Here is a 22,838-nt window from a genome sequence, read left to right as displayed (position 1 = left end):
ATTAGCGCTTCGAGAACTGCGTGGCGCGGCGTGCCTTGTGCAGGCCGACCTTCTTGCGCTCGACTTCGCGGGCGTCGCGGGTCATGAAGCCGGCCTTGCGCAGGTCGGACTTCAGGCTCTCGTCGTACTCGACCAGCGCGCGGGCGATGCCCAGGCGGATCGCACCGGCCTGGCCGGTGGTGCCGCCGCCGATGACGGTGACCTTGACGTCGAACTTGTCCGCCGACTGGGTCAGCTCGAGCGGCTGGCGCACGATCATGCGCGCGGTCTCGCGACCGAAGAACTCGTCGATCGGACGGTCGTTGATGGTGATGGCGCCACTGCCCTTGCGCAGGAACACGCGCGCGGTGGAGGACTTGCGGCGGCCGGTGCCGTAATTCTGCTGGGTTGCCATGTGTGCTCTACCTTAGAAGTCCAGGGGCTGCGGCTGCTGCGCGGCGTGCGGGTGCTCGGCACCCTTGTACACCTTCAGCTTGCGGTACATCGCGCGGCCGAGGGGATTCTTGGGCAGCATGCCCTTGACGCCGATCTCGATGACACGCTCCGGGTGGCGCTCAAGCGCCTGGCCGAGGGTCTCGGACTTCAGGTTGCCGATGTACCCGGTGAAGCGGTGGTACATCTTGTCCTGCAGCTTGTTGCCGGTCACGGCGATCTTTTCCGCATTGATCACGACGAGGTAGTCGCCGGTATCAACGTGGGGGGTGAAAACGGGCTTGTGCTTGCCACGCAGGCGGCGGGCCAGCTCGGAGCACAGGCGGCCAAGGGTCTTGCCCGTGGCGTCGACGACGTACCAGTCGCGCTGGACGGTCTCGTTCTTTGCGGTGAAGGTCTTCATGACGGCTCTGCTTTCAGGGGTACCTGGTCGGGCGGATTCCGGTGGGCCGAAGGGCCCGCGGAACTTTGCCGCGCGTTGTTGTCCACGGAGGATTCCGGGGACGAAAGAGGCGGGATAATACCGGTTCGCGCGCATCGCCGCAAGTTCGGGTGCGTCCGCGTTCAGGTCGCGTGCTAGCATCGCGCCGATGCCCGCCGCCCCGCCGTCGACGCCCCGGCCCACCGCCGATCCGCTGGTGGCGCTGGCCGACCGCTGCGTCCAGTGCGGCCTGTGCCTGCCTGCGTGCCCGACCTACGCGGCGAGCCGGTTGGAAACCGAATCCCCCCGGGGCCGGATCGCGCTCACCCGCGCGTGGGCCGACGGGCAGGCTGAACCCACGCAGGAGGGCGACGCCCACCTCGACCATTGCCTCGGCTGCCGGACCTGCGAAGCGGTGTGCCCGGCGGGCGTGGAGTACGGCGCCTTTCTGGTCGAGGCACGGAAACAGCAGCGCGCGCGCCGGGCGCCGACGTGGCGCGCACGCGCGCTCGAAATGCTGGCTGCGCGCCCGGCCGCGCTCTCGACGCTGCTGGGCTTCTATCGCATTGCATACCCGCTGTTGCCTTCGCGGATGCGCCCCCTGCCCCGCCCCCCGGCACGCCGGACGTCGCCGCCACGTTCCACGCCGGTCATGCCGCGGCAGGTGGTGGCCGTTTCGAGCGGCTGCGTGGCGCGGCCCTACGAAGCCGGCACACGGGAAGCGCTCGCGCGCCTGTGCGCGACGATCGACATCCAGGTCGTGGCGCCCGAGGGCCAGACGTGCTGCGGCACCCTGCACGCGCACGCGGGCGATGCGGCGGCCGCCGCGACGCTCGCCCGACGCAACCGCCAGGCCTTTGCAGGGATCGACACCGTCCTGACCCTCGCGAGCGGATGCCACGATGCGCTTGCCTCCGCCATCGAGGGCCGTGCTGTCGACGCCATCGGGTTCCTGGCGGACCATGCCGATCGCCTGCAGGTCCGACGCCTGGACGCGCGCGTCGGGCTGCACCTGCCGTGCACGCAGCGCAACGTCACTCGCAGCGTCGGGGCCATGCACCGCCTGCTGGCCTGCGTCCCGGGCCTCGACGTGGTGACGCTGGACGCCGGGACGGGGTGCTGCGGCGCGGCCGGCACCGGCATGCTGGAAGATCCGGAACACGCGAACGGGTTCCGCGCCCCCTTGATCGCGCAGATCGAGGCATCGGGCGTCGACTGCGTACTCAGCGCGAACATCGGCTGCCGCCTGCATCTGGCCAATGCCAGCCCGGTGCCCGTGAAACACCCGCTGGAACTGCTCGCCGACCAGCTCGAGCGGGCGCCTTCACCCGGTACGGGCGCCCGCCCCCGCTAGAATGGCGCCATGCACAGCCGACGCCTCACCCCGCTCGACCGCCTCTTCGACCAGTCCCAGCGTGCGCTCGAGACGGTGTTCGGCGCACCCCATGCCGAGCGTGCCAACCCCGCCGGTGACGCGGCCGAGGTCGTCCTCGACGACACGGAGCGCCGCCACGCCGCCGGCCTGATGCGCATCAACCACGTCGGCGAAGTCTGCGCGCAGGCCCTGTATTGCGGCCAGGCCGCGGTGGCGCGCGACCCCGCCACGCGCGAGCACCTGCTCCACGCGGCCCAGGAAGAGACCGACCACCTCGCCTGGTGCGGGGACCGCCTGCGCGAACTCGACAGCCGGCCGAGCCTGTTCAACCCACTCTGGTACGGGGGCAGCTTCGCGATCGGCGTGCTGGCCGGCCTGCGCGGCGACGGCTGGAACCTCGGCTTCGTGGTCGAGACCGAACGCCAGGTCGAGGCGCACATCGACGAGCACCTCGATTCGCTTCCGCCGGCGGACATCCGCAGCCGGGCGATCCTCGAGGTGATGAAGGCCGACGAGGCGCGGCACGCCGACAATGCCGAGGCCGCGGGCGCCCGGGTCCTGCCGCCGCCGATCCCGTCGGTGATGGCCGCCGCCTCGAAGTTCATGAAGGCCGTCGCCTACCGGCTCTGAGCCGTCGACGCGCCCACCGCGCACCCCCCAATGAAAAACCCGCCGTCTCCGGCGGGTTCTCGATGAGACGCGGCGCGGCCCGGCTCAGTCGGACAGGTTGCGCCCGTGGTACAGCTCCTCGATCTCGCGCTTCAGGCGCGTCTCGATCTTCATGCGCTCCTTGAACGACAGGTTCCGCGCACGCTCCTCGAACAGGTAGCGGTCGAGGTCGAAGTCCATCAGCTGCATCTTCGTGTGGTAGATGTTTTCCTGGTAGACGTTGACGTCGATCATCTCGTAGCGCGACTTCACGTTCTTCGCGAGGTAGTCCTGGATCGAGTTGATCTTGTGGTCGATGTAATGCTTCTTGCCCTTCACGTCCCTCGTGAAGCCACGCACGCGGTAATCCATCACCACGATGTCGGACTCGAAGCTCTCGATCAGGTAGTTGAGGGCCTTAAGCGGCGAGATGACGCCACAGGTCGCCACGTCGATGTCGGCGCGGAAGGTCGCGATGCCGTTGTCCGGGTGCGTTTCCGGATACGTGTGCACGGTGATGTGCGACTTGTCCATGTGCGCGACCACCGCGTCGGAAATCACGCCCTTCGCATCCCGCTTGTCGACCACCGGCTCTTCCGAGATCAGGATCGTCACCGACGCGCCCTGCGGATCGTAGTCCTGGCGCGCGATGTTGAGGATGTTCGCCCCGATGATGTCCGCCACGTCGGTCAGGATCTGCGTGAGGCGGTCGGCGTTGTACGCCTCGTCGATGTACTCGATGTAGCGCTGCCGCTGCTCTTCGGAGACGGCATAGCAGACATCGTAGATGTTGAACGACAGGGCCTTGGTGAGGTTGTTGAACCCCTGCAACCTCAAGCGAGGCAACGGCTTGACCACGGCAGTGTTCCCGGGGGACGTGTAGGGGCGGGGATTATGCGGCAATCGGGATGACGGTTAAAGCAACGACGGGTCCGGGGCGAGCCCGGGCCGGGCCGCCCGGGGGCCGCGGGAACGGGGTGCTCTGCTGAAAAACGTCAGGATTTGCCCCCGGGCGTCGCTTGGGCCTAAGCTCCGACGGGTTCAGGTTCCACTACCGAAGAGAGCCATGCCCGTCGACCAGGTTGCCCACCTCACCGCGCTGCGCCGTTCGCACAGCCCGCTCACCCCGGATGCCGCGACAATCGAGCGCTTCCTGGCCCATTGCCATCGCCGCCGCTACCCGTCGCGCACCGATGTGTTCCGCCCCGGGGACCCGGCCAGCACCCTGTATTTCGTGGTCTCCGGGTCGGTCAGCATCATCACCGAGGAGGAAGACGGCCGCGAACTGGTCCTGGGTTACTTTGGTCCCGGTGAGTTCGTCGGCGAGCTGGGCCTCTTCATCGAAAGCCAGCAGCGCGAGGTGATCCTGCGCACGCGCGTGGCCTGCGAACTGGCCGAAATCGGCCATGACCGCTTCTACGACCTGCTGCTCACCCGCCTCGCCGCGGACGCTCCCAAGCTGCTGTACGCCATCGGTGCGCAGATCTCGCGTCGCCTGCTGGACACCAGCCGCAAGGCCGGCCGCCTGGCGTTCCTCGACGTGACCGACCGCATCGTTCGCGCGCTGCACGACCTGGCGCTGGAGCCGGAGGCGATGAGCCACCCCGACGGCACCCAGCTGCGTGTTTCGCGCCAGGAGCTGTCGCGCCTGGTCGGCTGCTCCCGCGAAATGGCCGGCCGCGTGCTCAAGAAGCTGCAGGCCGACGGCAAGCTGCATGCACGGGGCAAGACGATCGTGCTCTACGGAACCCGCGACTGAGCGGCTCAGCCCGGTTCGCGAACTGGAATCACGACGGGCGGCCCAGGGCCGCCCGTCGCATGTCGCGCCTCCTCAGCCGTCCGCCGGCCGGGAAGATCCAGCCACGGGCTCGCCACCCCGCCCGGGGCAGCCCCAGTTGAGGATCGGGGTGCCCTCCGGCAAACGGGCCCGGAAATCGTCCACGCGCCCCGGCTTGGGATTCACCACCACCGGGCGGCGCGCGGCGAGGGCGAGCGGCAGGTCGGCCCAGCTGTCCGTGTACGCCTGTTCGATCGGCGTGGTGTAACCGGCCTCGCGCAGCATCACCAGCTTCATCTCGTTGTGGCAATGCCGGGTCGCGCCGACGCCGCCCAGGCGCGGACCGACCTCGGTACCGACGACCGGCACGTCCTCGTGGGCGACGAAGGCGAGGATCGCCCGCGCCAACTCCGGGGGCGCGCCGGTCGCGACGACGACCTGGTCGCCTGCCTCGCGATGGCGGTGCAGCACCTCGACCGCAACCGGCAGGAGCCGGCTGCGGATCGCTTCGACATGACCCGCCACGTACTGGTCGATCACCGCATCCAGGTCGCGGCGGCCGTGCAGGCCGGCGACCGAGCCTACCCAGACGAACCCTGCGATCCCCCGTCGCCGGGTCGGCAGGAACGCCACCATCGGTCCGAACACCGGCGCGACCAGCAACGCCAGGGCCACCCGCCACCAGTTCCGCCCGATCATCCAGCGGAACAGATGGGTGCCCGAGTCGCCGTCGTACAGGGTGTGGTCGAAATCGAAGACGACCAGGGGCGCGCCGTCGCGCACGTCGGGATAGCGGGGCCCGGCGACGCTCATGTCGCGAACAGGCGCTGCAGCGCGGCACCCGGATCGGCCTCGCGCATGAAGCGCTCGCCGACCAGGAAGGTACCGATGCCGGCCTCGCGCATGCGGGCGACATCAGCCGGGGTCGCGATGCCGCTCTCGGTGACGAGGGTGCGGTCCGGCGGCACCGCCTGCCTGAGCGCGAGCGTGGTATCGAGCGAGACCTCGAACGTCCGCAGGTTGCGGTTGTTCACCCCGATCAGCGTGCAGTCGGTCTGCAGCGCGCGCTCGAGCTCGTCGATGTCGTGCACCTCGACCAGCACGTCCATGCCGAGATCGTGGGCGAGGTTCGCCATCTCGATCATCGGACCGTCCTCCAGCGCAGCGACGATCAACAGGATCGCATCGGCCCCGATCATGCGCGCCTCGTAAACCTGGTAGGGGTCGACGGTGAAGTCCTTGCGCAGCACCGGCAGCCCGCAGGCCGCGCGCGCCTCGCCGAGGTACAGGTTGCTGCCCTGGAAGAAGTCGACGTCGGTCAGGACCGACAGGCAGGCGGCGCCGCCTGCCTCGTAGCTGCGCGCGATGTCGGCGGGCCGGAAGTCGGCCCGGATCAGGCCCTTCGAGGGGCTGGCCTTCTTGACCTCGGCGATGACCGCGGGCGCCCCCGCATCGAGCTTCGACTGGATCGCGCGCACGAACCCGCGCGCCGGTGCCATCGCCTCGGCGCGGTCGCGCACCATTTCAAGGGGACGCATCCGGCTGCGCTGTTCGATTTCCTCGACCTTGCGGGCCAGGATGGTGTTCAGGATGTCGCTCATCGTGGGTTTTCGTGCTGCATCGGGTCAGAGGGGCGGCAGGCCGCCCAGTTCACGGGTGGTCGCGACGAACGCATCGAGGCGCGCGCGCGCCGCACCGGAGGCCATGGCCTCACGCGCACGCGCGATGCCGTCGGCGAAGTCGTCGGCAATCCCGGCCACGTACAGCGCCGCCCCGGCGTTCATCGCGACGATCTCCAGCGGCAGTCCGGGGGTGCCGTCCAGCACGTCGAGCACGATGCGCTTCGATTCGGCGGCGTCGGCCACCTGCAGGTTGCGGGTCGCGGCCATCGCGATGCCGAAATCCTCGGGGTGCACCTCGTACTCGCGGACCTCGCCGTCGCGCAGTTCGCCCACCAGGGTGGCCGCGCCCAGCGACAGCTCGTCGAGGCCGTCTCGCCCCCAGACCACCAGCGCACGTTTCGCGCCCAGCTTGCGCAGCACGCGCACCTGGATGCCGACGAGGTCGGGGTGGAAGACACCCATCAGGATGCTCGGCGCGCCGGCCGGATTGGTCAGCGGGCCCAGGATGTTGAACAGCGTCCGCACGCCCATCTCGCGCCGCACCGGGGCGACGACCTTCATGGCCGGGTGGTGCACGGGTGCGTACATGAAGCCGATGCCGCAACGGTCGATGGACTGCGCCACCTCCGCCGGTTGCAGTTCGATGCAGGCGCCGAGCGCCTCGAGCACGTCCGCGCTGCCGGACTTCGACGACACGCTGCGGTTGCCGTGCTTGGCGACCTTGGCCCCCGCCGCGGCGACCACGAACATGCTCGCGGTGCTGATATTGAAGGTGTGCGCGCCATCGCCGCCGGTCCCGACGATGTCGACCAGGCCGCTCCGATCCGCCACCTCGACCGGTCGCGCGAACTCGCGCAGGACGCTGGCCGCACCCGCGATCTCGCCCACCGTTTCCTTCTTGACGCGCAGGCCGGTGAGGATCGCGGCGGTCATCGTCGGCGTGATCTCGCCCCGCATGACCTGGCGCATCAACTCGACCATCTCGTCATGGAAGATCTCGCGATGTTCGATGGTGCGTTGCAGGGCTTCCTGCGCAGTGATCGGCATGGGGACTCCGTGTTCGCTGGGTTCGGCAGCGCCGCCGCGCGCCATGGTAGACGACGCGGCCCGCGTGGGGGTTCAGGTCGCGCCCGGGCGCTCCAGGAAATGCCGCAGCATGGCGTGGCCGTGCTCGGTCAGGATCGACTCGGGATGGAACTGCACGCCTTCGACCGGGTGCTCGCGATGGCGCAGGCCCATGATCTCGTCGAAGCCGCCCGCCTCGTCCTCGGTCCAGGCCGTGATCTCGAGGCAATCCGGCAGCGTGTCGCGCTTGACCACGAGCGAGTGGTACCGGGTGGCCTCGAACCCGTCCGGCAGGCCGCTGAACACCCCCTGGTCCGCATGTCGGATCGGCGAGGTCTTGCCATGCATGATCTGCTTCGCGCGGACCACGTCGCCGCCGTAGGCCTGGCCGAGACTCTGGTGGCCGAGGCAGACGCCGAAGACCGGCACCCGCGCACCCAGGCGTTCGATGACCTCCACCGAGACACCCGCCTCGTTGGGCGTGCACGGACCCGGCGAGATGACGATGCGTTCCGGTGCCAGTGCCTGGATCTCCGCCACGGTCAGCTCGTCATTGCGCACGACCTTCACTTCGGCCCCCAGTGTCTGCAGATACTGCACGAGGTTCCAGGTGAAGCTGTCGTAGTTGTCGATCATCAGCAGCATGGGCGGGCAATCTCGTACATGCGGGCCACATGGGCGTCCGCCGGGGTCGTGGGGGCCAGCCTGCCTTCCGCTTGCGCCGCGCACACCGCGCACACTGGTGGGAGCGCGAGCACCGCGGGAGCGTAGACACGGACAAGGAGGCGACCCCGGGACGGGGCATGACAGCGGGCAGGCATGGTGGACGTTCTCCGGGAAGCGGAAGACAGGGCGTACGGATTCAACGCCACCATCGCCAGCCGGGTCGCCACGACGCCGGGCCGCCCCTCTCGGGGACGGGCGTGGCGCATCTGTTGCGAAAGCGACCGGCCGGGCTCATGCCGGCTACTTTACCGGCTACGCGCAGGGGGCGCGACCGTGCGCCGTGGCATGGCGGTGGGCCAGGCCCGTCACCAGGCGTAGCCCAGTTCGGCCACCGCCAGGCAGTTGTCACGGAGGTTTCCCAGATAGCTGTCGGCCGGACCGCCAAAGAGGTCCGCGCCGATGCGCAGCACACTCCGGTCCCCGAGGCTCCGCTCAAGCCTTGCCCGCAACATCCAGTCGTCCCGGGGCCGGGACCAGACGGCGAACACCTCCACGTCGCCCCGGCTTTCCCACAGCGGCCGCGCATAGCGCAGGGTCAGCCCATGCTGGTTCCGGTCAACCTCGTTCGCCAGCAGGCCCTGGGCCTGCTGGATGCGGGCCGGTACCGTCGCCGTGCCGCCCCGCCCATCGAGATGCTTCCAGAAACCCTGCACCGAGAACGTGGCCATGTCGCCCACGAACCACTCAGCCCCGGCCACCACCGCCGTATGCGAAGGCCGCCGTGCCGATCCTGCCCGACCGTTCCCGTCCTGCCACGTCCGCGCGACCTCGGCGCGCAGCACGGCCGTCCCGATGGCGAGTGCGGCATCCCCTCCCAGCATCCGGATCGGGCTGGCATCGCGTCCGAGCAGCAGCCCACTTGGCCTCACATCGCGGACTGCAAGCGTGGGATAGGGGTCATGGCCGTCGAGCACGCTGAGTGCCCAGTCGAGTCGCTGGCCACGACGCTCATAGCGCATCGCGATGTCGGCGCCTGCATCCGCATCGTCCTCCCTGAAACGTACGCCTGGCGGCAGGGGCAGCGGGACGTCGTTGAAGTGGAACTCACCGAGCCAGTGGGCCTGAAACCGCCCCTCCCCGAGCATGCAATCGAGGTGCAGACCTCCGCGTCCACTGCGCTGGTCTCGATCCCGGGGGCTGAGGCGCAGGAAGTTTCGCGGCGATACCTGATCGGTCGGATTGAGCCCGTCGGAACGGCCCCACAGTATTTCTTCCCGGCCGAGCGCGGGCGTACAGGGCACCGAATCGAACGCCACCAGCAGCCGACGCAGGCCTGCGTCCCAGCTTCGACCGTCCAGGCGCTCGGGACCCCAGGCGGCCCAGGCCTCGCCGCGTACCGACACCCCCTCTCCGACCTGCCAGTCGAGGGCCAGGCGCGCCCGCGCACTGGCAATGCCACTGCGGTCTTCAAGCCGCCGGTCCGAGGACCACAGTCCCGCCGCGAACTCGCCCTCGAGTGCAGGGCCGGCCGCCTGCAACGGCGGGAGCACGCCGCCCACGCCCGCTGCCATCACGATCGCCCTGACGGTCGCGGCGACCCGGCCGCGGCCGCTCATCAGGGTCGATCCAGGCGATTGGGAGAGAACAGGTCATCGGCCAAGGGCACCCCCGCTTCGAAGCCGGTGAAGGTGATCGTAGTGCGATGACCGCTCTGCAGGTTCTCGCCGCGCGCTTCCATCGGCTGCCATTTGCCCGGAGCGACCTCGCGCAGGTCCTTGAACTCGAAGCGTTTGTAGGGCTGCCCGCCGGTATCGAACACGTCGACTCGCGTGGCGGCATGGTTGTCCTGGCGGATCCAGGTGATCCGCTTGCCGTATCCACTGTCGTCGCGCACCGCCTGCGTGGCGGGAACGGACGCCACCACCCAATGGGGCATGCCATCGCGCGAGCGCTCTCCCTCCAGCACATGGGTCCAGTCCTCGACGCGATGCCCCATCACGTCGCCGTAGCTGAAGTCCGTGCCCACGAAACTGTCCTTGCGGTTCGAAGCCGCCAGGCGACGCACCCGTTTCAGGGCCGGCAGGTACACCCACATGCCGTCGCCGTTGACGCTGTCCTCGACCAGCAGCGTCGCGGTGCCGCGGATGTCGGCAGGAGATTCGAAACGGATCAGCCGCTCGGTGTCGCGTCCACCAGGACGGAGACGCGACCGGAGGTCCGCCTCACGTCGGCGCTGGCCACCGGACGCCGAGACCAGCTCGAAGCGCGCCTGCGACTTCGCCGTCGCGAAGCGCATGACGTCGGCGTTCCGTTCCATGATCGCGCGGGCGTCGTCTCCGGCCCACGCAAGCTGCGAGTACGCCAGGAAGCCGATCGCCGCCGCGATCACCAGCAGCACCGCTCCCCGGTCGCCGGACCGATCCCGCACCAGGAAGGCAGGCCGCAGAACCAGCAGGGCAGCGGGTATCAGCACCAGTGCGGTGAGGACGCTGGCGACCATTGCCAGCACGATGAAAGTCGCAAGCCACATATGCACGTTGTAGTCATGGGAAAGGAAAAGGACGGCATACCCACCCGCCACGGCCGTGGCCACGAACAGGCAGGCCTTGCCAGCAGTACGGATCGCACGATTGATCGCGTCTTCCAGCGCGATGCCTTGCAGGGCGTACTCGCGCGTTCGATGGATCAGGTAGATCGCATAGTCCGCGCCGATGCCGACGGCCATGGCCGAAATGAGCGAGTTCGGAATATTCAATGGCACGCCGAAGTGGCCCATCACGCCGAACACCAGCGACAGGACCACGAGCAGCGGCGAGAGCACCAGCGCACCCGCCAGGAACGACCGGAACGCCATCGCGGACACGAGGAAGATCACGGCCAGGATCTGGATGATGTTCAGGAGCTTGCTGCGCACCATCACGTCGGTCACGGCCAGGGTCTGCGCAACCTCACCGCCGAACGAAACGGACGTCCCATCGGGTATCACCGCGCCCGCCACGTCGCGCAGGTGGTCCACCAGCGCGGCGATCTCGGCATTGCTGTGCGTCCGCAGCATCACCGAAAGCTTGGCCCGACGGTACTCGTAGTCGACATGCGCCGAGAAATCCCCGGGGTCGCCCGACATGGCGTAGAGGAAGAGGTACTGCGCGATCAGCGCCCCGTTCCTCGGGTCGACCAGGGCCGATGCGTCGCCATCCCCGGTCACCGCCACGTGCATGCGGGACAGGAAGTCGTCGATCGACACGGTCTTGCCGACCTCCGGATACGCGTCCGCGGCGGCCTGCAACGTACGCAGCGCGGCCAGAACCTGTGGCGACTTGATCCCGTCGACCGCACCACTGTCGATCATCACGTAAAGCGCGTTGGTTCCACCGGTACGCGCGTTGAGCAAGGCATCGTCGCGCTGCACCGGCAGCGTTTCGTCAAAGAATGTCTTGCTGGCGTTGTCCACCTGCACGCGAGGCCACCCGACCATCGCGAGCGCCACGAGAAGGGCCACGGCCCATATGAGGCGCCGTCGCGTTGCTGGGCGCTCCACCGCCACGGCGATGCCTCCCGCAATGCGGTCCCAGATCCGCGTACCGCCACCGGGCTCAATGTGCTGCAGACGAGGCGGACGAAGACTGGCGCGGACCGCCGGCGTGAAGGTGAACTCAAGCACCACCGCGGACAGGATGCCAATCCCCGTGAAGATGCCAAAGGCGCGCACGGTCTCCAGCTGGAACACCACCAGCGAGAAGAAGCCGAGTGCCGCCACGCCTCCTGCAATCACCAGCACCGGTCCAACTGCGAGCAGCGCATCGACGATCGCCTGCCGGTTGGCGAGCTCCGGCACCATGCCCTGCTCGCCCGCCCGTACGGCATAGCACTCGTAGTAGCGTTTCAGAAGCTGCACGGCGTGCCCGGCCGCCACGGCCAGGATGAGGATCGGCGTGGGGGAATTGAAGATGTCCATCGGCACGCCCATGGCGCCCATGATCCCGACGCCCCACACCACCGACAGCACGGCGGTCACCAGAGGGAGTACGAGGCCCTGGACGGTCCGGAACGCTTCGAAATGCAACAGTCCGATCACCAGTACCGCGATCGGGAAAAGCCAGTTGATGCGGTCCGCGAAGACCTCGGCCTGGTGGAGGAACACCGGGTTGCCGCCGACCGATATCTCGATGCCGGGACCCCGCGCAGCCTCGACGATGGCATCGACGTCCCGCAGCATCGCGCCGAACCCCCCGGCATCCTCCTTCAACTCCACCAGCACGGTCGCGGTCTTCCAGTCCGAGGAGATCACCGAATCGCGGTAGACCGGATTGGCCTGGAGCGCATCGCGCAAGGCCTGCCGGCCCGGCTCGTCCCGCGGAACCGTCGGCATCAGGGGCGACACTTCGAACCCCTCGGCGGTGGCCGCGATCCCCTTGGCCTGCCGCGAAGACAGGCTGAGCAGCGTCTGTTTGCTCACCGACGGCGACGCGTACAGTGCACGCGTGATGTCCTGGACCGTCTCCAGCACGCGGGGCTGCAGGGCGTCGCCCTGGGTGGGGGTCACACCGATCACCACGAGGTACTTCGACCCGAAGATCCGTTCGATGGTGTTCGTTGCCTGGATGTACGGGTGGCCCTGGGGCACCACGGTGGCGGGGTTGATGATGACCTGCTGGCGAGCGGCGAAGGTCCCCAGCACGGCCGTGACCACCACGACCAGCGCAATCACCCAGACCCGACGACGTACCACCCATTGCAGGTAGCGGGACAGGCCGCCTTCTACTGCATCCACCTCGTCGGTTGGACGGCGCGAGACGGTCCCATCGGGATGCCCGATGCTGCTCATGCCGGCGCCCGGGCCGGCTTCCCGGAACCCGGGTTCGGCGCGGAAAGATGCCCGGCCGCCAGAAGCTCGGCCTTCAGCTGCGTCTTCCTGACTTTCGCTGATGAGGTGAAGGGCAACGCATCCACACGAACGAATCGGTCCGGATTCCAGCCATCGAAAGCGGTGGCGAGGCGTTGTCGAAGGCCGTCGACGATCCGCGCCGGCTCGCTTCCATCCCGTGCGACCCACGCCAACACCCCGTGCGGAAAGTGGCCTTCCATGGCCAGTAGCGCGGCATCTGCCACGCCTTCCTGCACGCAGGCTTCGTATTCCACCAGGGCGGAGCTGAGCGGGCCGGAGGTCCCGTGCACGACATCGCACAGACGGTCCACCACCTCGACGCCGCCATCGGCATGCACCATCGCAAGGTCGCCGGTGGACAGCCATTCGCCGTTCCAGCCGGGCGTCGCCACCCAATGACCGCGCACCATCAGCTCTCCCATCCCGCCGGGCTGCAAGGTACCCGCCCAGTTGCGCACGGCGACCTGGACACCGAACACGGGGCGACCGTGTGCAGTCTCCCGAACACGACCGTGGCAGCCGATCGTGGCCAGCGGTGACGTCTCGGTCATGCCCCACGCTTGCCTGACCTCGACGCCGAGGCGATCAACGATTCGCGTGGCGACGGCCGGCGGCATCCGGGTGCCGGCCACCACCGTCCTCCGCAACGTACTGAAATGCAGGTTGTGCTGCTCCATGTACGCCAGCAGCATCCGCCATTGAGCCGTGACCGCGCCGAGCACGGTGACGCGGTGCACCTCGATCCATTCGTACCATTGCGCAGGTTCGGCACTCGGCGGCACCAGCACCAGCGAAGCGCCCACCAGCGGACACGCGAACGGCGCGGCCCAGGCGGCGGCATGGAAAGGCTGCACGAGCGGCATCACCCGGTCAGACGAAGCGAGACACATCGCATCAGGCAAGGCGCAAGCGAACGCGTGCAGCACGGTGGAGCGATGGGTGAATGCCACCACCTTCGGCAGTCCAGTGGTACCGGACGAGTAGCACACCAGTGCCAGCGCGCCTTCGGGTCGCGGATCCTCCTTGAGGCCGGCTCGCAGCGCGGGGGCGGACGCCATGTCCAGCCGCCGCAGGGAAGCCTCGTCCCCGCCCGCCACGCATTCAAGGGCCAGCGCCTCGCATGCGGCATCGTGAAGCAGCCAGCGTGCACCGGATTTCGTCCACTGCATCCGAAGCGTCCCGGCGCCATGACCCGGGTTGGCGAAATGAGGAACGACGCCCAGGCGTGCCGCACCGTACGTCCAGGCAAGGACTTCCGCCGCCGCATGGGCAAGAAGGAAAATGCGGTCCCCCGGCCTGAATCCCGCGGCCTGCATCAGGACTGCGACGTGGCCGGCCGCCTCCGCCAGCTCCGGATAGGACAGGCTCTTCGAGGTGCCTGCGGCTCCGGCCGTGGTGACCGTGGACCGGGGATGCACCCGCGCGGCATGGTCCAGCAATGCCTCGACGCGCAAGGGCTGCACTGACATGCCGAACGACGACGCCGCACCGGATTCGGGAAGGAAGGCCATGCATCGATGCTAGGAACCGGCCCCGGGTCGCTCAATGGAATGGATGTACCATCCGCCCCGACGGCGGTCCCATCACGCGAAGCTCAGGTACTCGCGCGTCACTGCATGATGGGGCTGTTCGAAGAAGCGCCGCGCGTGACCATGTTCGACGAGACGCCCTGCATCCCCTTCAGCCTTCCAAAGCAAAGCGACGTGGTCGGCGACACGGCGCGCCTGGGGGAGGCTGTGCGTGACCAGCACGATGGTCCGGTCACGGGCAAGCCGCCGGATCAGTTCCTCGAGCTTGCGGGTGGAGATGGGATCCAGCGCGCTGCAGGGTTCGTCCATCAGCAGTACCGAAGGATCCAGCGCCAGCGCCCGCGCCAGGCACAATCGCTGCTGCTGCCCACCTGACAGACCCAAGGCCGGCCTGTCCAGGCGATCGCGCACTTCATCCCACAGGCCAGCCTCGCGCAGCGACCACTCCACGCGCTCGTCGAGGTCCGGACGGGCGCGGACACCATGCTGGCGGAGCGCGAACTCGATATTGCGGCGGATGGAAAACGGAAACGGCCCCGGTCGCTGGAACAGCATGCCGACGTGCCGTCGAAGGATCGTCGGATCGCAGGCCAGGCGCTCGTTGTCGAGCCATCCAAAGCGCACGCTGCCCCGTGTCCGACAGCCGGGAATCAGATCGCACATCCGGTTCAGGCAATACAGAAGACTCGACTTTCCGCACCCGGATGGACCGATCAACGCGGTCACGGCGTTGCGGGGAATCCGCAGGGCCACGTCGGTCACCACGGCCTCGTCGCCATAACTCACGCTGACGTCGTCCAGCTCGATGGCTTCGTGGGACGATCCGCAGCAGGCCGAAAGGTCGTCTTCATCCCGGAGCCTTGCGTTGCACGGCCCGCTCATGGCGATCTGGTTCACCCGGTTGACCCTCCTGTAGGTATGGCCATGCCTGCCAGCCTGCGATGCATCCATCGCAGCAGGCCATGCATGGCCAGGCTCAGGCACGCGAGCAGCAGCAACAGTGCAAGCGCCGAGCCGTAAGCCGGTGCAGTACCGCCCGGAACGTTGGTCGACAACTCGTAGATATGGACCGAGATGCTGCGTCCGGAGTCCAGGACCGAGCCGGGCATCCGGTCCGAGTACCCGCTCGTGAACAGCAGCACCGCGGTTTCCGCCAGCGCACGGGTCAGCCCCAGGACCATGCCGGCACAGATCCCGGGCAGCGCGACGGGCACCAGCACCCGGCACAAGACCGCACGGCGCGAGAGTCCCAGCGCGAGGCCTGCATTCCGATGCTCCTCCGCTGCTGCCTCCAGGGCGACGTGGATCGCACGTGCCAGCGTGGGCAGGATCATGCAGGCCAAGGTCAGTCCGCCGGCGGCAATCGAGTAGCCCATCCCCAGCTTTCGGCAGAACAGGACCAGGCCGAATATTCCGAACACGATCGAGGGCACTCCCGCGAGCACATCCAGGCTGCCGCGAATGAGGCGCGCCGTCCGGCCTCCGGCAGGCAGGGCTTCGGACAGCATCGTGGCTACCGCGAACGCCGGGGGAAGGGCCGCCGCCAGACTGATCGAAACGATTCCGAGCGTCGAGACCAGGATCGGTGCGATGCCGCCGGCCCGACCCGCGTCGCGCGGGGACGAGATCAGGAATTCAGGGCCGAGCAACGGCACGCCCTTCGACGCCACCATCCATAGAGGCCAGGCCAGGACCAGGACCGTGATCCCGGTCAGCAGCGCGGGGACTGTCGATCCGTTGCTGCCGGGCCGCCACGGAACGGGCTTCGCTCGCCACCCCCTCATGTGTGGCGGCGCCCGCGTGCGAGCGTTCCGCCGAGCATCACCATGACGGCGATCAGCACGAGCATGAGCAGACCGGCCACGAACAGCGACATCCGGTGATCGCCCATTGCGTAAGGCATTTCGAGCGCGATGTTGGCTGTCAGCGTGCGCACCGGCTCGAAGACCGAGCCCGGCACCTGCACGATGTTCCCGCACACCATGAGGACCACCATGGTCTCGCCGATGGCGCGGGCCGCCGCGAGCACCATGGCCGATAGCACCCCCTTGCGCGCCGCTGGCAGGATGATGCGCAGGATCACCTGCCCCCGGGAAACGCCCAGCGCCTCCGCGGAATGGGCATAGTGCGCGGGCACCGCACGCAGCGCAGCTTGAACGAGCAGGGTCAGAGTCGGGAAGATCATCACCGCGACGACGACGATGCCGGCCGCAAGGCTGGCCCCCGGCGGGTTCACCTGCCCCAGCAGGGGCACCACCGCGGTGATGCCCCACAGGCCATAGACCACCGTGGGCACCGCCGCGCTGGCCTCCACCAGCCCGCCCAGCAAGACGGCCTGCCGGGGCCCGGCGTTGAAGACCGTGTGTATGGCGTAGGCGATTCCAAACGGTGCCGCCAGGGTGAGCGCACCCACGGTGAGCAGGAGGCTGGCGAGTGCCATGGGCGCCATGTTGAAACTGCCTTCCCGGGGCCACCATCCGGGGTCGGAGAGGAAGCGCCAGGCACCGCCCTTGAGGATCAACGGCAGGCTTTCGGACAGCAGCAACCATGCGATCAGGAGGACCGTCGAGGCCGCCATGGCTGCGAGTAGCGCCATCCCCAGCCAGAACAGCTGATCCCCCCATCGGCTGCGACGACGCAACCCGGGCGGCGCCGGGCTGGGAGCATCCGTGCCCGCTGAGGTCCACATCGTCGCGCTCTTTGCTCAGTCGCTGGCGGGCACGAAGAACTGGCCGCGGGCCACGCGCGCCGCTTCAGCGGATCGCGCATACGAAAGAAGGCCCGCGATGCGCTCATCCAAGGGTGGCCGGTAGACAAGATTGAGCTCTCGGCTCATGCCGTAGTCGCCACTGGCCACGGCCGCGGTGCTGGGCATCTCGCCGTCCAGCGGCATCAGGCGGATCGGCACGCCGGCGCCTGACTCGTACTCGGCGGTACCGATGGACACATAGCCGATCGCGCCCGGCGCGCCCGCCACGGTCTGGATACCCTGCTGGTTGTCGCCAATGACGACATCGGCCCGGATGTCGCGATACGCGATGCCGAAATGTTCCACGAAAATTTCCAGCGTCGAACGCCCTTCGGCCTTGCTGACCACGGTAATCGGAAGATCGGGCCCGCCGACATCCCGCCAGTTCCCGATGGCACCCGTATAAATGCCGATGACCTGCTTCCTGGACAGCTGCGACACGGGGTTGTCCCGATGCACGACAAGGCCCACCCCGTCCCGTGCCACCAGCACGCGATCGAGATCCGCTTCATCCTCCGCGAGCGCCCGCGACACCATGCCCAGCTCCGCGACACCCTGGCGCACGTCGAGCACCCCCCGCGAGCTGCCCCCTGCCTGGACCTCGATACGCACGCCGGGATGATCCGCCTCGTACGCTTTGGCAATTTCCGACATCAGGGGCGCAATGGTGCTGGACCCCACGACCAGGATGCGCCCTTCGCCGCCCCGGCCATCGGCATTCTCCGCCGTCCCGTTCACGCACGCTGCCAACATGCCTGCGGTCATGACTAGAGCAACGTAGGGCATCACGCTCCATCGGGGCCGCACCCCATGCCTTCCGTCCATTGGACCTCCCACTCCCGTTTCTCCTCGTCCCTGGTCTCCACGGCATCGAATGCAGCGTGGATGCGTCTGCAACCCTTGCGTAGGGCGCATTGCAGCGCCTCGAACGATACGTTTCGCGTCCTGATGCTAGCCGTGCGGGCGCAGCGCATGAATAGAAGCTATGTACTATGGCGCCCACCTCGCCCACGCAGGTAGCTTCGACTCCGAGCGTAGCGACGCCGCCTGCCCGACCGGGCCCGGCTCCCGTGTTCGCCTCGCCGTCCACTCGAACAGGGAGTCCGAGCCATGTCCAATGCCACCGCTTCGCCCGCACTCGCGGGTCCGGCCGACCTTCGCGTGCCCAGCCGACGCAGCCATATCGAGAGCCGCCACGAGAAGGGGGACAGCTACTTCAATCTGCTCGCCTACATCGCGTCCAACGCGGTAGCGGGTGAAATCATGGCCGTGGAGAACTATTCGGAGATGGTGCCGCTGATGCCGGACACCGAAAGCAAGATCGAGGCCGTCAAGCAGGCGCACGAGGAGTGCAAGCACATCCTGATGCTGTCCAGCCTTGGCAAGCGGCACGACTATGACGTCATGCGCGAAATCGTCGAACCGCAGTGGTTCAACATCCGTCGGCACTTCAGCACGGCGGTCGCCAACAAGGATCTCGGTGCGTGCCTGCTGATCCAGGACCTGATGACCGAGACCATGGCGATCGTGCTGTATCGCACGCTCAAGCGCGAAGGCGACCCGGATACGTCGAGCCTGGCCGGAAAGATCCTCGAGGACGAACTGGAGCACCTTGAGATCGGGCTCGCGCGCATCCGGCGGATGCGCGAGGACGATGCCGACGCCATCAATGACAGCCTGCGCTGGGCACACCATCGCGTCATGCCCGAGCTGTTCAGCATGGTCAGCACCAGTTGCCATTTCCTTTGCGACCGGCTGCACATTGATTGCGGTGCTCTCAGCCTGGGTGACCTCAAGACCGACATCGACGAGATCCGGATCGAAGCACTCGATGCCTACGTCGAGACGCTGGACCGGGCGGGCTTCGAGCCCGAGGTGACGGCACCACTGGTCGAGGCGATGCAGTCCTACGGCGGGATGCCCTCCGCCAGTGCCGGCCTCGCAGGCCACTGAAGCCGCCCCTGCGCCACGACGCGAGGGCGAAGGGCCATGACCGATTGGCTGGGCGAGTTCACCCGCTTCCTCGTGCTCGACGGAGCACTGCTCATCGGGCTGTTCCTGCTGGTGACCTGGGGCGTGGTCCTGGCGCAACAGCGCTTCCCGTTCCAGGCCCAGCAGGGCCGACTGCTCGGAGCGTCCGGATTCAAGGCCTCCTTCCTGGCGAGCGTGGGCGGGGTGGTCACACCGTTCTGCTCATGCTCAACCATCCCCGCACTGAATGGCATGTTGCGTGCAGGCGTTGGATTCGCGCCCAGTTTCGCGTTCCTGGTGTCCTCTCCGGTGGTGAACGAGGGGGTCTTCATCCTGCTGTTCCTCACCCACGGTGCATGGCCCGGCCTGGTGTTCATCGCCACCGGACTTGCACTCACCACCGTCGCCGGCGTGGTGGCCGCGCGGATCGGACTGGGACGCCATGTCGCCATCATGTCCACCGCGCCCAGCGGCGCGACCTTCGTCGGCGATGCCTCCCGCCCGGCATGGCCGGGCCTGGCGCCCGCGAGCCGCTTCGCCTGGAGGGCCGCACGCGAGGAACTGCGCAGGACCGGGCCCTATCTGGCCCTCGGCCTGCTGGTGGGCGGCCTGATTTACGGCGCCGTGCCGACGCACACGCTGCTCACGCTCGTGGATGCGCTCCCGTTGCCGGCGCTCTACCTCGTCTGCGCCCTGGTCGGCCTGCCGCTCTACATCTCTCCCGTTGCAGCGCTTCCCATCGGACTTGCACTTCTGGAGAAGGGCTTTCCCGGTGGTCCCCTGGTGACCTTCCTGGTCGCAGCCATCGGCACCAGTCCGCCGGAAGTGGTCCTGTTGTTCCGCATGTTCCGCTTGCCGCTTGTCGTGGCACACACCCTCACCGTACTGGGTTGCGCGCTCCTGCTTGGGCTGATCGTGGCCCTCACCCTGTAGTCCTGAACCGGAGGTCCGGATGTTCGGCTTGTTCAACAAAGCACCCCCCGAAGGCGATCTCGCCCTTGTCAAACAGGCGCTGGGTAAGGATGTCGCCGTGCTCGTATCGGCCAGTTGCTGCACGCAGGGCACGGCCGACATCGATGCCCGTGCGGAAGAAGCCGTCCGGAAGGCGCTTGACGATGCCGGCCTCGACTGGCCGGTGCTCAACCTCACGCTGACCCAGGCGCAGCGGGCGCTGGGCGCCCTCGAAGGCCGGTTGGATCCGGCGGAAGCCCGGCTTGCCGGACAGGTCTCGGAGTTGTTCATGTCGCACGGGCTCACGGCGTTCCCGGTCGTCATGGTCAGCCAAAGGCTCGTTTCCTTCGGCGGTGCGCCGGATGTCGCGCTGGTCCGGACCGCCCTCGATACCCTTCCAAGCCATGAAAGCGCTGCTTGAGCGGGCGCGCCGCGGGGGACGCGTGCTGCTCACCGGCGGCACCGGTTACCTCGGTGCGCTGGCGGCCGCAGGGATGCTGCATGACGGTTGGGCCGACGTCGTCGTGGTACCCACCCGCCAGGACATCGCACCGGGCACGCTGCCGCCACCCATCCTGCGCGAACTGGAGGCGCTGGGCGCATGCCCGGAGGATCATGCCTCACGCGTCGTGGCATATCGCTGGGCGGGCGCAGAAGATGCGTCGGTCGAGGCATTGCGCGAACTGATGGCGCGCGAACGCATCGATACCGTGGTGCACTGCGCAGGGTGCCTCGACTACTTCGACGAAGCCGCCTTGAACCAGATCAACGTCGCCTTCACCCAGCGCGTTGCCGAAGCGGCCGGCCTGGCTGACGTGTCGCTGCTGGCCTTCATTTCCTCCGCCTATGCGGCCGGGTACTCGGATGCCATGGTCCCCGAGGCGGCGCTGGCCGAACCGCGTCGAGACCCGACCCACTACACCGCCACGAAGCGCGCTGCCGAACATGCGATCGCGGCGGCGGGCGTCCCCTTCCTGGTGATCCGGCCATCCATCGTGATCGGGGCGGCCGAAGACGGCCGCTACAGCGGCAAGCGCTATGGCGTGTACCAGCAGTGGATGGGCATCGAGCGCCTGTTGAGCGAACGTCATCGCGCCCGCCTCCACGTGGTGGCCACGGACCAGCCGCTGAACCTCGTGCACCAGGACACGTTCCAGTCGGCCCTGTTGGCGATTCTCGCCCGCGTCCCGGACGGTGCCCATGTCAACCTGGTGTCCGACAACGGCAGCTCCCCTTCGATGAAAGCGCTCTGGCGCCAGTTCTGCGACGTGCTGCGCCCGGACCAGGTGGTATTCCATGCCAGCCTCGACGAAGTGGACCTCAAGGCACTGGACCTGCGCCAGCGCAACTATCTTTCATTCGCCCGTACCAACCTGGAAATCGGCGCCTATCCCTGGCGGTTCGAACACGGCTGGCTGGACTGCCTGCGGGCGGACGGGCTGCGGTTCACCCAGGCCACGCTCGACACGGTCCAGGTCTGCCAGGACCGCTTCGTGGCCGCGTCCGGTCCGCTCGCGCGCTATCACGCCCGGTTCGGGGGCCAGTTGCCTCGGGTCGTCGAATATCTCGAGGGGACGCCTGATGAACTCGACCACACGCCCTGGCATGAACGCGCCTGACCGGTATGCGGTCCGTGCCGTCCCGCTGAGGCACCAGGCAACCCTGCTCGCCGACGCGCTGCAGGATCGATTCGAAACAGAGCAAGCGGTATGTCCCCGGATCTTGTGGTGGGGCATCGAGGACTCCGGGTTCAGCGAGCAACTGCTGCCCCGGGCCGCAGCGTCGGCCACGATCGCGGACACGCGTCATCGCGCCCTTCGACAGCTGCCGGTCGTGCGCGAGCAGCGGGCGCGCGCACTTCGGCTGCTTCGGCTGCACGACCTTCGCGAGGACGCGGAGGGTGTGGAAGCCTTGCTCCAGCGCGGCGGAATCCGTGACCTGGACACCTACCTGATGTTCTCCGAGCAGCGGGACGACCTGCGGCACCGGCAACCGGCGGCGGAGGACGGCACGTTCGACAGGCTTGTACTGGACCTGACCGTCAACCGCGTGGCGCCTGGCCTGCAACCCTTGCTGCTCGCCGAGGCCCATCGCGTGATGGCCCTGGACGGACGCCTGCTGGCCACGGTACTGGTGGCGGACGAGCCCCTTGATGGTCCCCATGCCATCCAGGGACTGCAGGCCGGCCATCGCCTCCACCTGCCGACGGAGCAGGCCGCCATCGGCCTGTTCGAGGCCGCGGGTTTCCATGGGTTGCAACTGCACTTCGCGGCGATCGCCGACCCCGAAGCGGTCGACCGCATCGGCGATGTCGAGGTGCGCCTGTGCGTGGTCGAAGCGTTCAAGGGCAAGGCCGGGCCCTGCTTCGAACTGGGGCAGGCGGTGATGTACCGCGGGCCGTGGCGGGAGGTTCACGACGATGATGGCCATCGTTATCGGCGCGGGCAGCGCGTCGCGGTCTGCGCCAAGACGTATGCGCTGCTGATGCGATCCCCCTATGGGGGCGACCTGGTCGGTCTGCGCAGCGTGAACGAACCGCCCCTCGACGCCGCATCGCCGTTCGACTGCAACACGCCGGCCGAACGTCCGGTACGGGTCACCAAGGGTCTGGTGCCTTTTGATGGCAGCCGTCCGCCATCCGACACCTGCGCCCCGGGCAGTGGATGCTGCTGAGCCACCCTGTCAGACCTCACGGCCGGATCGCCGGCGCGTTGGCGTATCTCCCTATACTGGAGCGCGCGTCGCAG

22 protein-coding genes are annotated in these 22,838 nt (G+C 68.0%); 8 read left to right on the top strand and 14 right to left on the bottom strand.

Annotation, left to right across the window (positions count from 1 at the left end):
* Nucleotide 1 precedes the first annotated feature (1 nt).
* Nucleotides 2-394, bottom strand: a complete 393-nt coding sequence (gene rpsI / locus H4F99_RS05480) for a 30S ribosomal protein S9 (RefSeq protein ID WP_182668718.1) — start codon at nt 392-394, stop codon at nt 2-4.
* 12 nt (nt 395-406) lie between these two features.
* Nucleotides 407-835, bottom strand: a complete 429-nt coding sequence (rplM, locus tag H4F99_RS05475; RefSeq protein WP_182668717.1) for a 50S ribosomal protein L13 — start codon at nt 833-835, stop codon at nt 407-409.
* A 187-nt stretch (nt 836-1,022) separates the two neighbouring features.
* On the opposite strand from rplM, the gene H4F99_RS05470 reads away from it, so the two are divergent.
* Nucleotides 1,023-2,207 (top strand): (Fe-S)-binding protein, encoded by a 1,185-nt coding sequence (locus tag H4F99_RS05470; protein ID WP_182668716.1) that lies wholly within the window; start codon nt 1,023-1,025, stop codon nt 2,205-2,207.
* Nucleotides 2,208-2,216: 9 nt separating this feature from the next.
* A complete protein-coding gene (gene coq7, locus H4F99_RS05465; RefSeq protein WP_182668715.1) occupies nt 2,217-2,858 on the top strand; it encodes a 2-polyprenyl-3-methyl-6-methoxy-1,4-benzoquinone monooxygenase in 642 nt (213 codons plus the stop codon).
* 84 nt (nt 2,859-2,942) lie between these two features.
* Here the strand turns inward: coq7 and speD are convergent, their stop codons facing one another.
* Complete coding sequence (gene speD / locus H4F99_RS05460; protein ID WP_182668714.1) at nt 2,943-3,734, bottom strand: adenosylmethionine decarboxylase; 792 nt, start codon at nt 3,732-3,734, stop codon at nt 2,943-2,945.
* Between the two features lie 208 nt (nt 3,735-3,942).
* Here speD and crp point away from each other — a divergent pair, with 208 nt between their 5' ends.
* On the top strand, nt 3,943-4,635 hold the full coding sequence (gene crp, locus H4F99_RS05455) for a cAMP-activated global transcriptional regulator CRP (RefSeq protein ID WP_182668713.1): 693 nt from the start codon (nt 3,943-3,945) through the stop codon (nt 4,633-4,635).
* A 72-nt stretch (nt 4,636-4,707) separates the two neighbouring features.
* On the opposite strand, the gene H4F99_RS05450 is transcribed toward crp, so the two are convergent.
* From H4F99_RS05450 to H4F99_RS05400, 11 genes are all read right to left on the bottom strand, one after another.
* Nucleotides 4,708-5,466: a haloacid dehalogenase-like hydrolase gene (locus H4F99_RS05450; RefSeq protein WP_182668712.1), complete on the bottom strand. Its 759-nt coding sequence runs from the start codon at nt 5,464-5,466 to the stop codon at nt 4,708-4,710.
* The gene (trpC, locus tag H4F99_RS05445) at nt 5,463-6,254 is read right to left on the bottom strand and encodes an indole-3-glycerol phosphate synthase TrpC (RefSeq protein WP_182668711.1); all 792 of its coding nucleotides are present in this window, start codon (nt 6,252-6,254) and stop codon (nt 5,463-5,465) included. Before trpC ends, H4F99_RS05450 begins: the two co-directional genes overlap by 4 nt.
* 24 nt (nt 6,255-6,278) lie before the next feature.
* Nucleotides 6,279-7,322 (bottom strand): anthranilate phosphoribosyltransferase, encoded by a 1,044-nt coding sequence (gene trpD, locus H4F99_RS05440; protein ID WP_182668710.1) that lies wholly within the window; start codon nt 7,320-7,322, stop codon nt 6,279-6,281.
* A gap of 72 nt (nt 7,323-7,394) precedes the next feature.
* Nucleotides 7,395-7,985, bottom strand: coding sequence for an anthranilate synthase component II (locus tag H4F99_RS05435; protein ID WP_182668709.1), 591 nt, complete (start codon nt 7,983-7,985; stop codon nt 7,395-7,397).
* A 386-nt stretch (nt 7,986-8,371) separates the two neighbouring features.
* Nucleotides 8,372-9,622 (bottom strand): hypothetical protein, encoded by a 1,251-nt coding sequence (locus H4F99_RS05430; RefSeq protein WP_182668708.1) that lies wholly within the window; start codon nt 9,620-9,622, stop codon nt 8,372-8,374.
* The gene (locus H4F99_RS05425; protein ID WP_182668707.1) at nt 9,622-12,831 is read right to left on the bottom strand and encodes an outer membrane lipoprotein-sorting protein; all 3,210 of its coding nucleotides are present in this window, start codon (nt 12,829-12,831) and stop codon (nt 9,622-9,624) included. Before H4F99_RS05425 ends, H4F99_RS05430 begins: the two co-directional genes overlap by 1 nt.
* On the bottom strand, nt 12,828-14,360 hold the full coding sequence (locus H4F99_RS05420; RefSeq protein ID WP_246371362.1) for an AMP-binding protein: 1,533 nt from the start codon (nt 14,358-14,360) through the stop codon (nt 12,828-12,830). Before H4F99_RS05420 ends, H4F99_RS05425 begins: the two co-directional genes overlap by 4 nt.
* Nucleotides 14,361-14,474: 114 nt before the next feature.
* On the bottom strand, nt 14,475-15,317 hold the full coding sequence (locus H4F99_RS05415) for a phosphate ABC transporter ATP-binding protein (RefSeq protein WP_343064142.1): 843 nt from the start codon (nt 15,315-15,317) through the stop codon (nt 14,475-14,477).
* Nucleotides 15,314-16,093, bottom strand: coding sequence for a PstA family ABC transporter permease (locus H4F99_RS05410; RefSeq protein WP_220481043.1), 780 nt, complete (start codon nt 16,091-16,093; stop codon nt 15,314-15,316). The genes H4F99_RS05415 and H4F99_RS05410 overlap by 4 nt, the downstream gene beginning before the upstream one ends.
* A 107-nt stretch (nt 16,094-16,200) precedes the next feature.
* Nucleotides 16,201-17,109: a PstC family ABC transporter permease gene (locus H4F99_RS05405; protein ID WP_220481042.1), complete on the bottom strand. Its 909-nt coding sequence runs from the start codon at nt 17,107-17,109 to the stop codon at nt 16,201-16,203.
* A 15-nt stretch (nt 17,110-17,124) separates the two neighbouring features.
* Nucleotides 17,125-17,934, bottom strand: coding sequence for a phosphate ABC transporter substrate-binding protein (locus H4F99_RS05400; protein WP_182668704.1), 810 nt, complete (start codon nt 17,932-17,934; stop codon nt 17,125-17,127).
* A gap of 345 nt (nt 17,935-18,279) precedes the next feature.
* Between H4F99_RS05400 and H4F99_RS05395 the strand changes: the two genes are divergently transcribed.
* Genes H4F99_RS05395 through H4F99_RS05375 form a run of 5 tightly spaced genes read left to right on the top strand, consistent with a single transcriptional unit; the run spans nt 18,280 to nt 22,764 of the window.
* Nucleotides 18,280-19,122 carry a long-chain fatty aldehyde decarbonylase gene (locus H4F99_RS05395; protein ID WP_182668703.1) on the top strand — a complete coding sequence of 281 codons (843 nt, stop codon included), beginning with the start codon at nt 18,280-18,282 and terminating at the stop codon, nt 19,120-19,122.
* A 36-nt stretch (nt 19,123-19,158) separates the two neighbouring features.
* Nucleotides 19,159-20,073, top strand: a complete 915-nt coding sequence (locus H4F99_RS05390) for a permease (RefSeq protein WP_182668702.1) — start codon at nt 19,159-19,161, stop codon at nt 20,071-20,073.
* A gap of 19 nt (nt 20,074-20,092) precedes the next feature.
* The gene (locus tag H4F99_RS05385) at nt 20,093-20,512 is read left to right on the top strand and encodes a hypothetical protein (protein ID WP_182668701.1); all 420 of its coding nucleotides are present in this window, start codon (nt 20,093-20,095) and stop codon (nt 20,510-20,512) included.
* The gene (locus tag H4F99_RS05380; RefSeq protein ID WP_182668700.1) at nt 20,496-21,710 is read left to right on the top strand and encodes an NAD-dependent epimerase/dehydratase family protein; all 1,215 of its coding nucleotides are present in this window, start codon (nt 20,496-20,498) and stop codon (nt 21,708-21,710) included. Before H4F99_RS05385 ends, H4F99_RS05380 begins: the two co-directional genes overlap by 17 nt.
* The gene (locus H4F99_RS05375) at nt 21,697-22,764 is read left to right on the top strand and encodes a hypothetical protein (protein ID WP_182668699.1); all 1,068 of its coding nucleotides are present in this window, start codon (nt 21,697-21,699) and stop codon (nt 22,762-22,764) included. Before H4F99_RS05380 ends, H4F99_RS05375 begins: the two co-directional genes overlap by 14 nt.
* Nucleotides 22,765-22,838: the final 74 nt, after the last annotated feature.

This window comes from Marilutibacter penaei (assembly GCF_014145395.1).
GTDB lineage: Bacteria > Pseudomonadota > Gammaproteobacteria > Xanthomonadales > Xanthomonadaceae > Marilutibacter > Marilutibacter penaei.
Note: the sequence above shows the minus strand (reverse complement) of the source record. Positions and strands in the feature narration are given on the sequence as shown.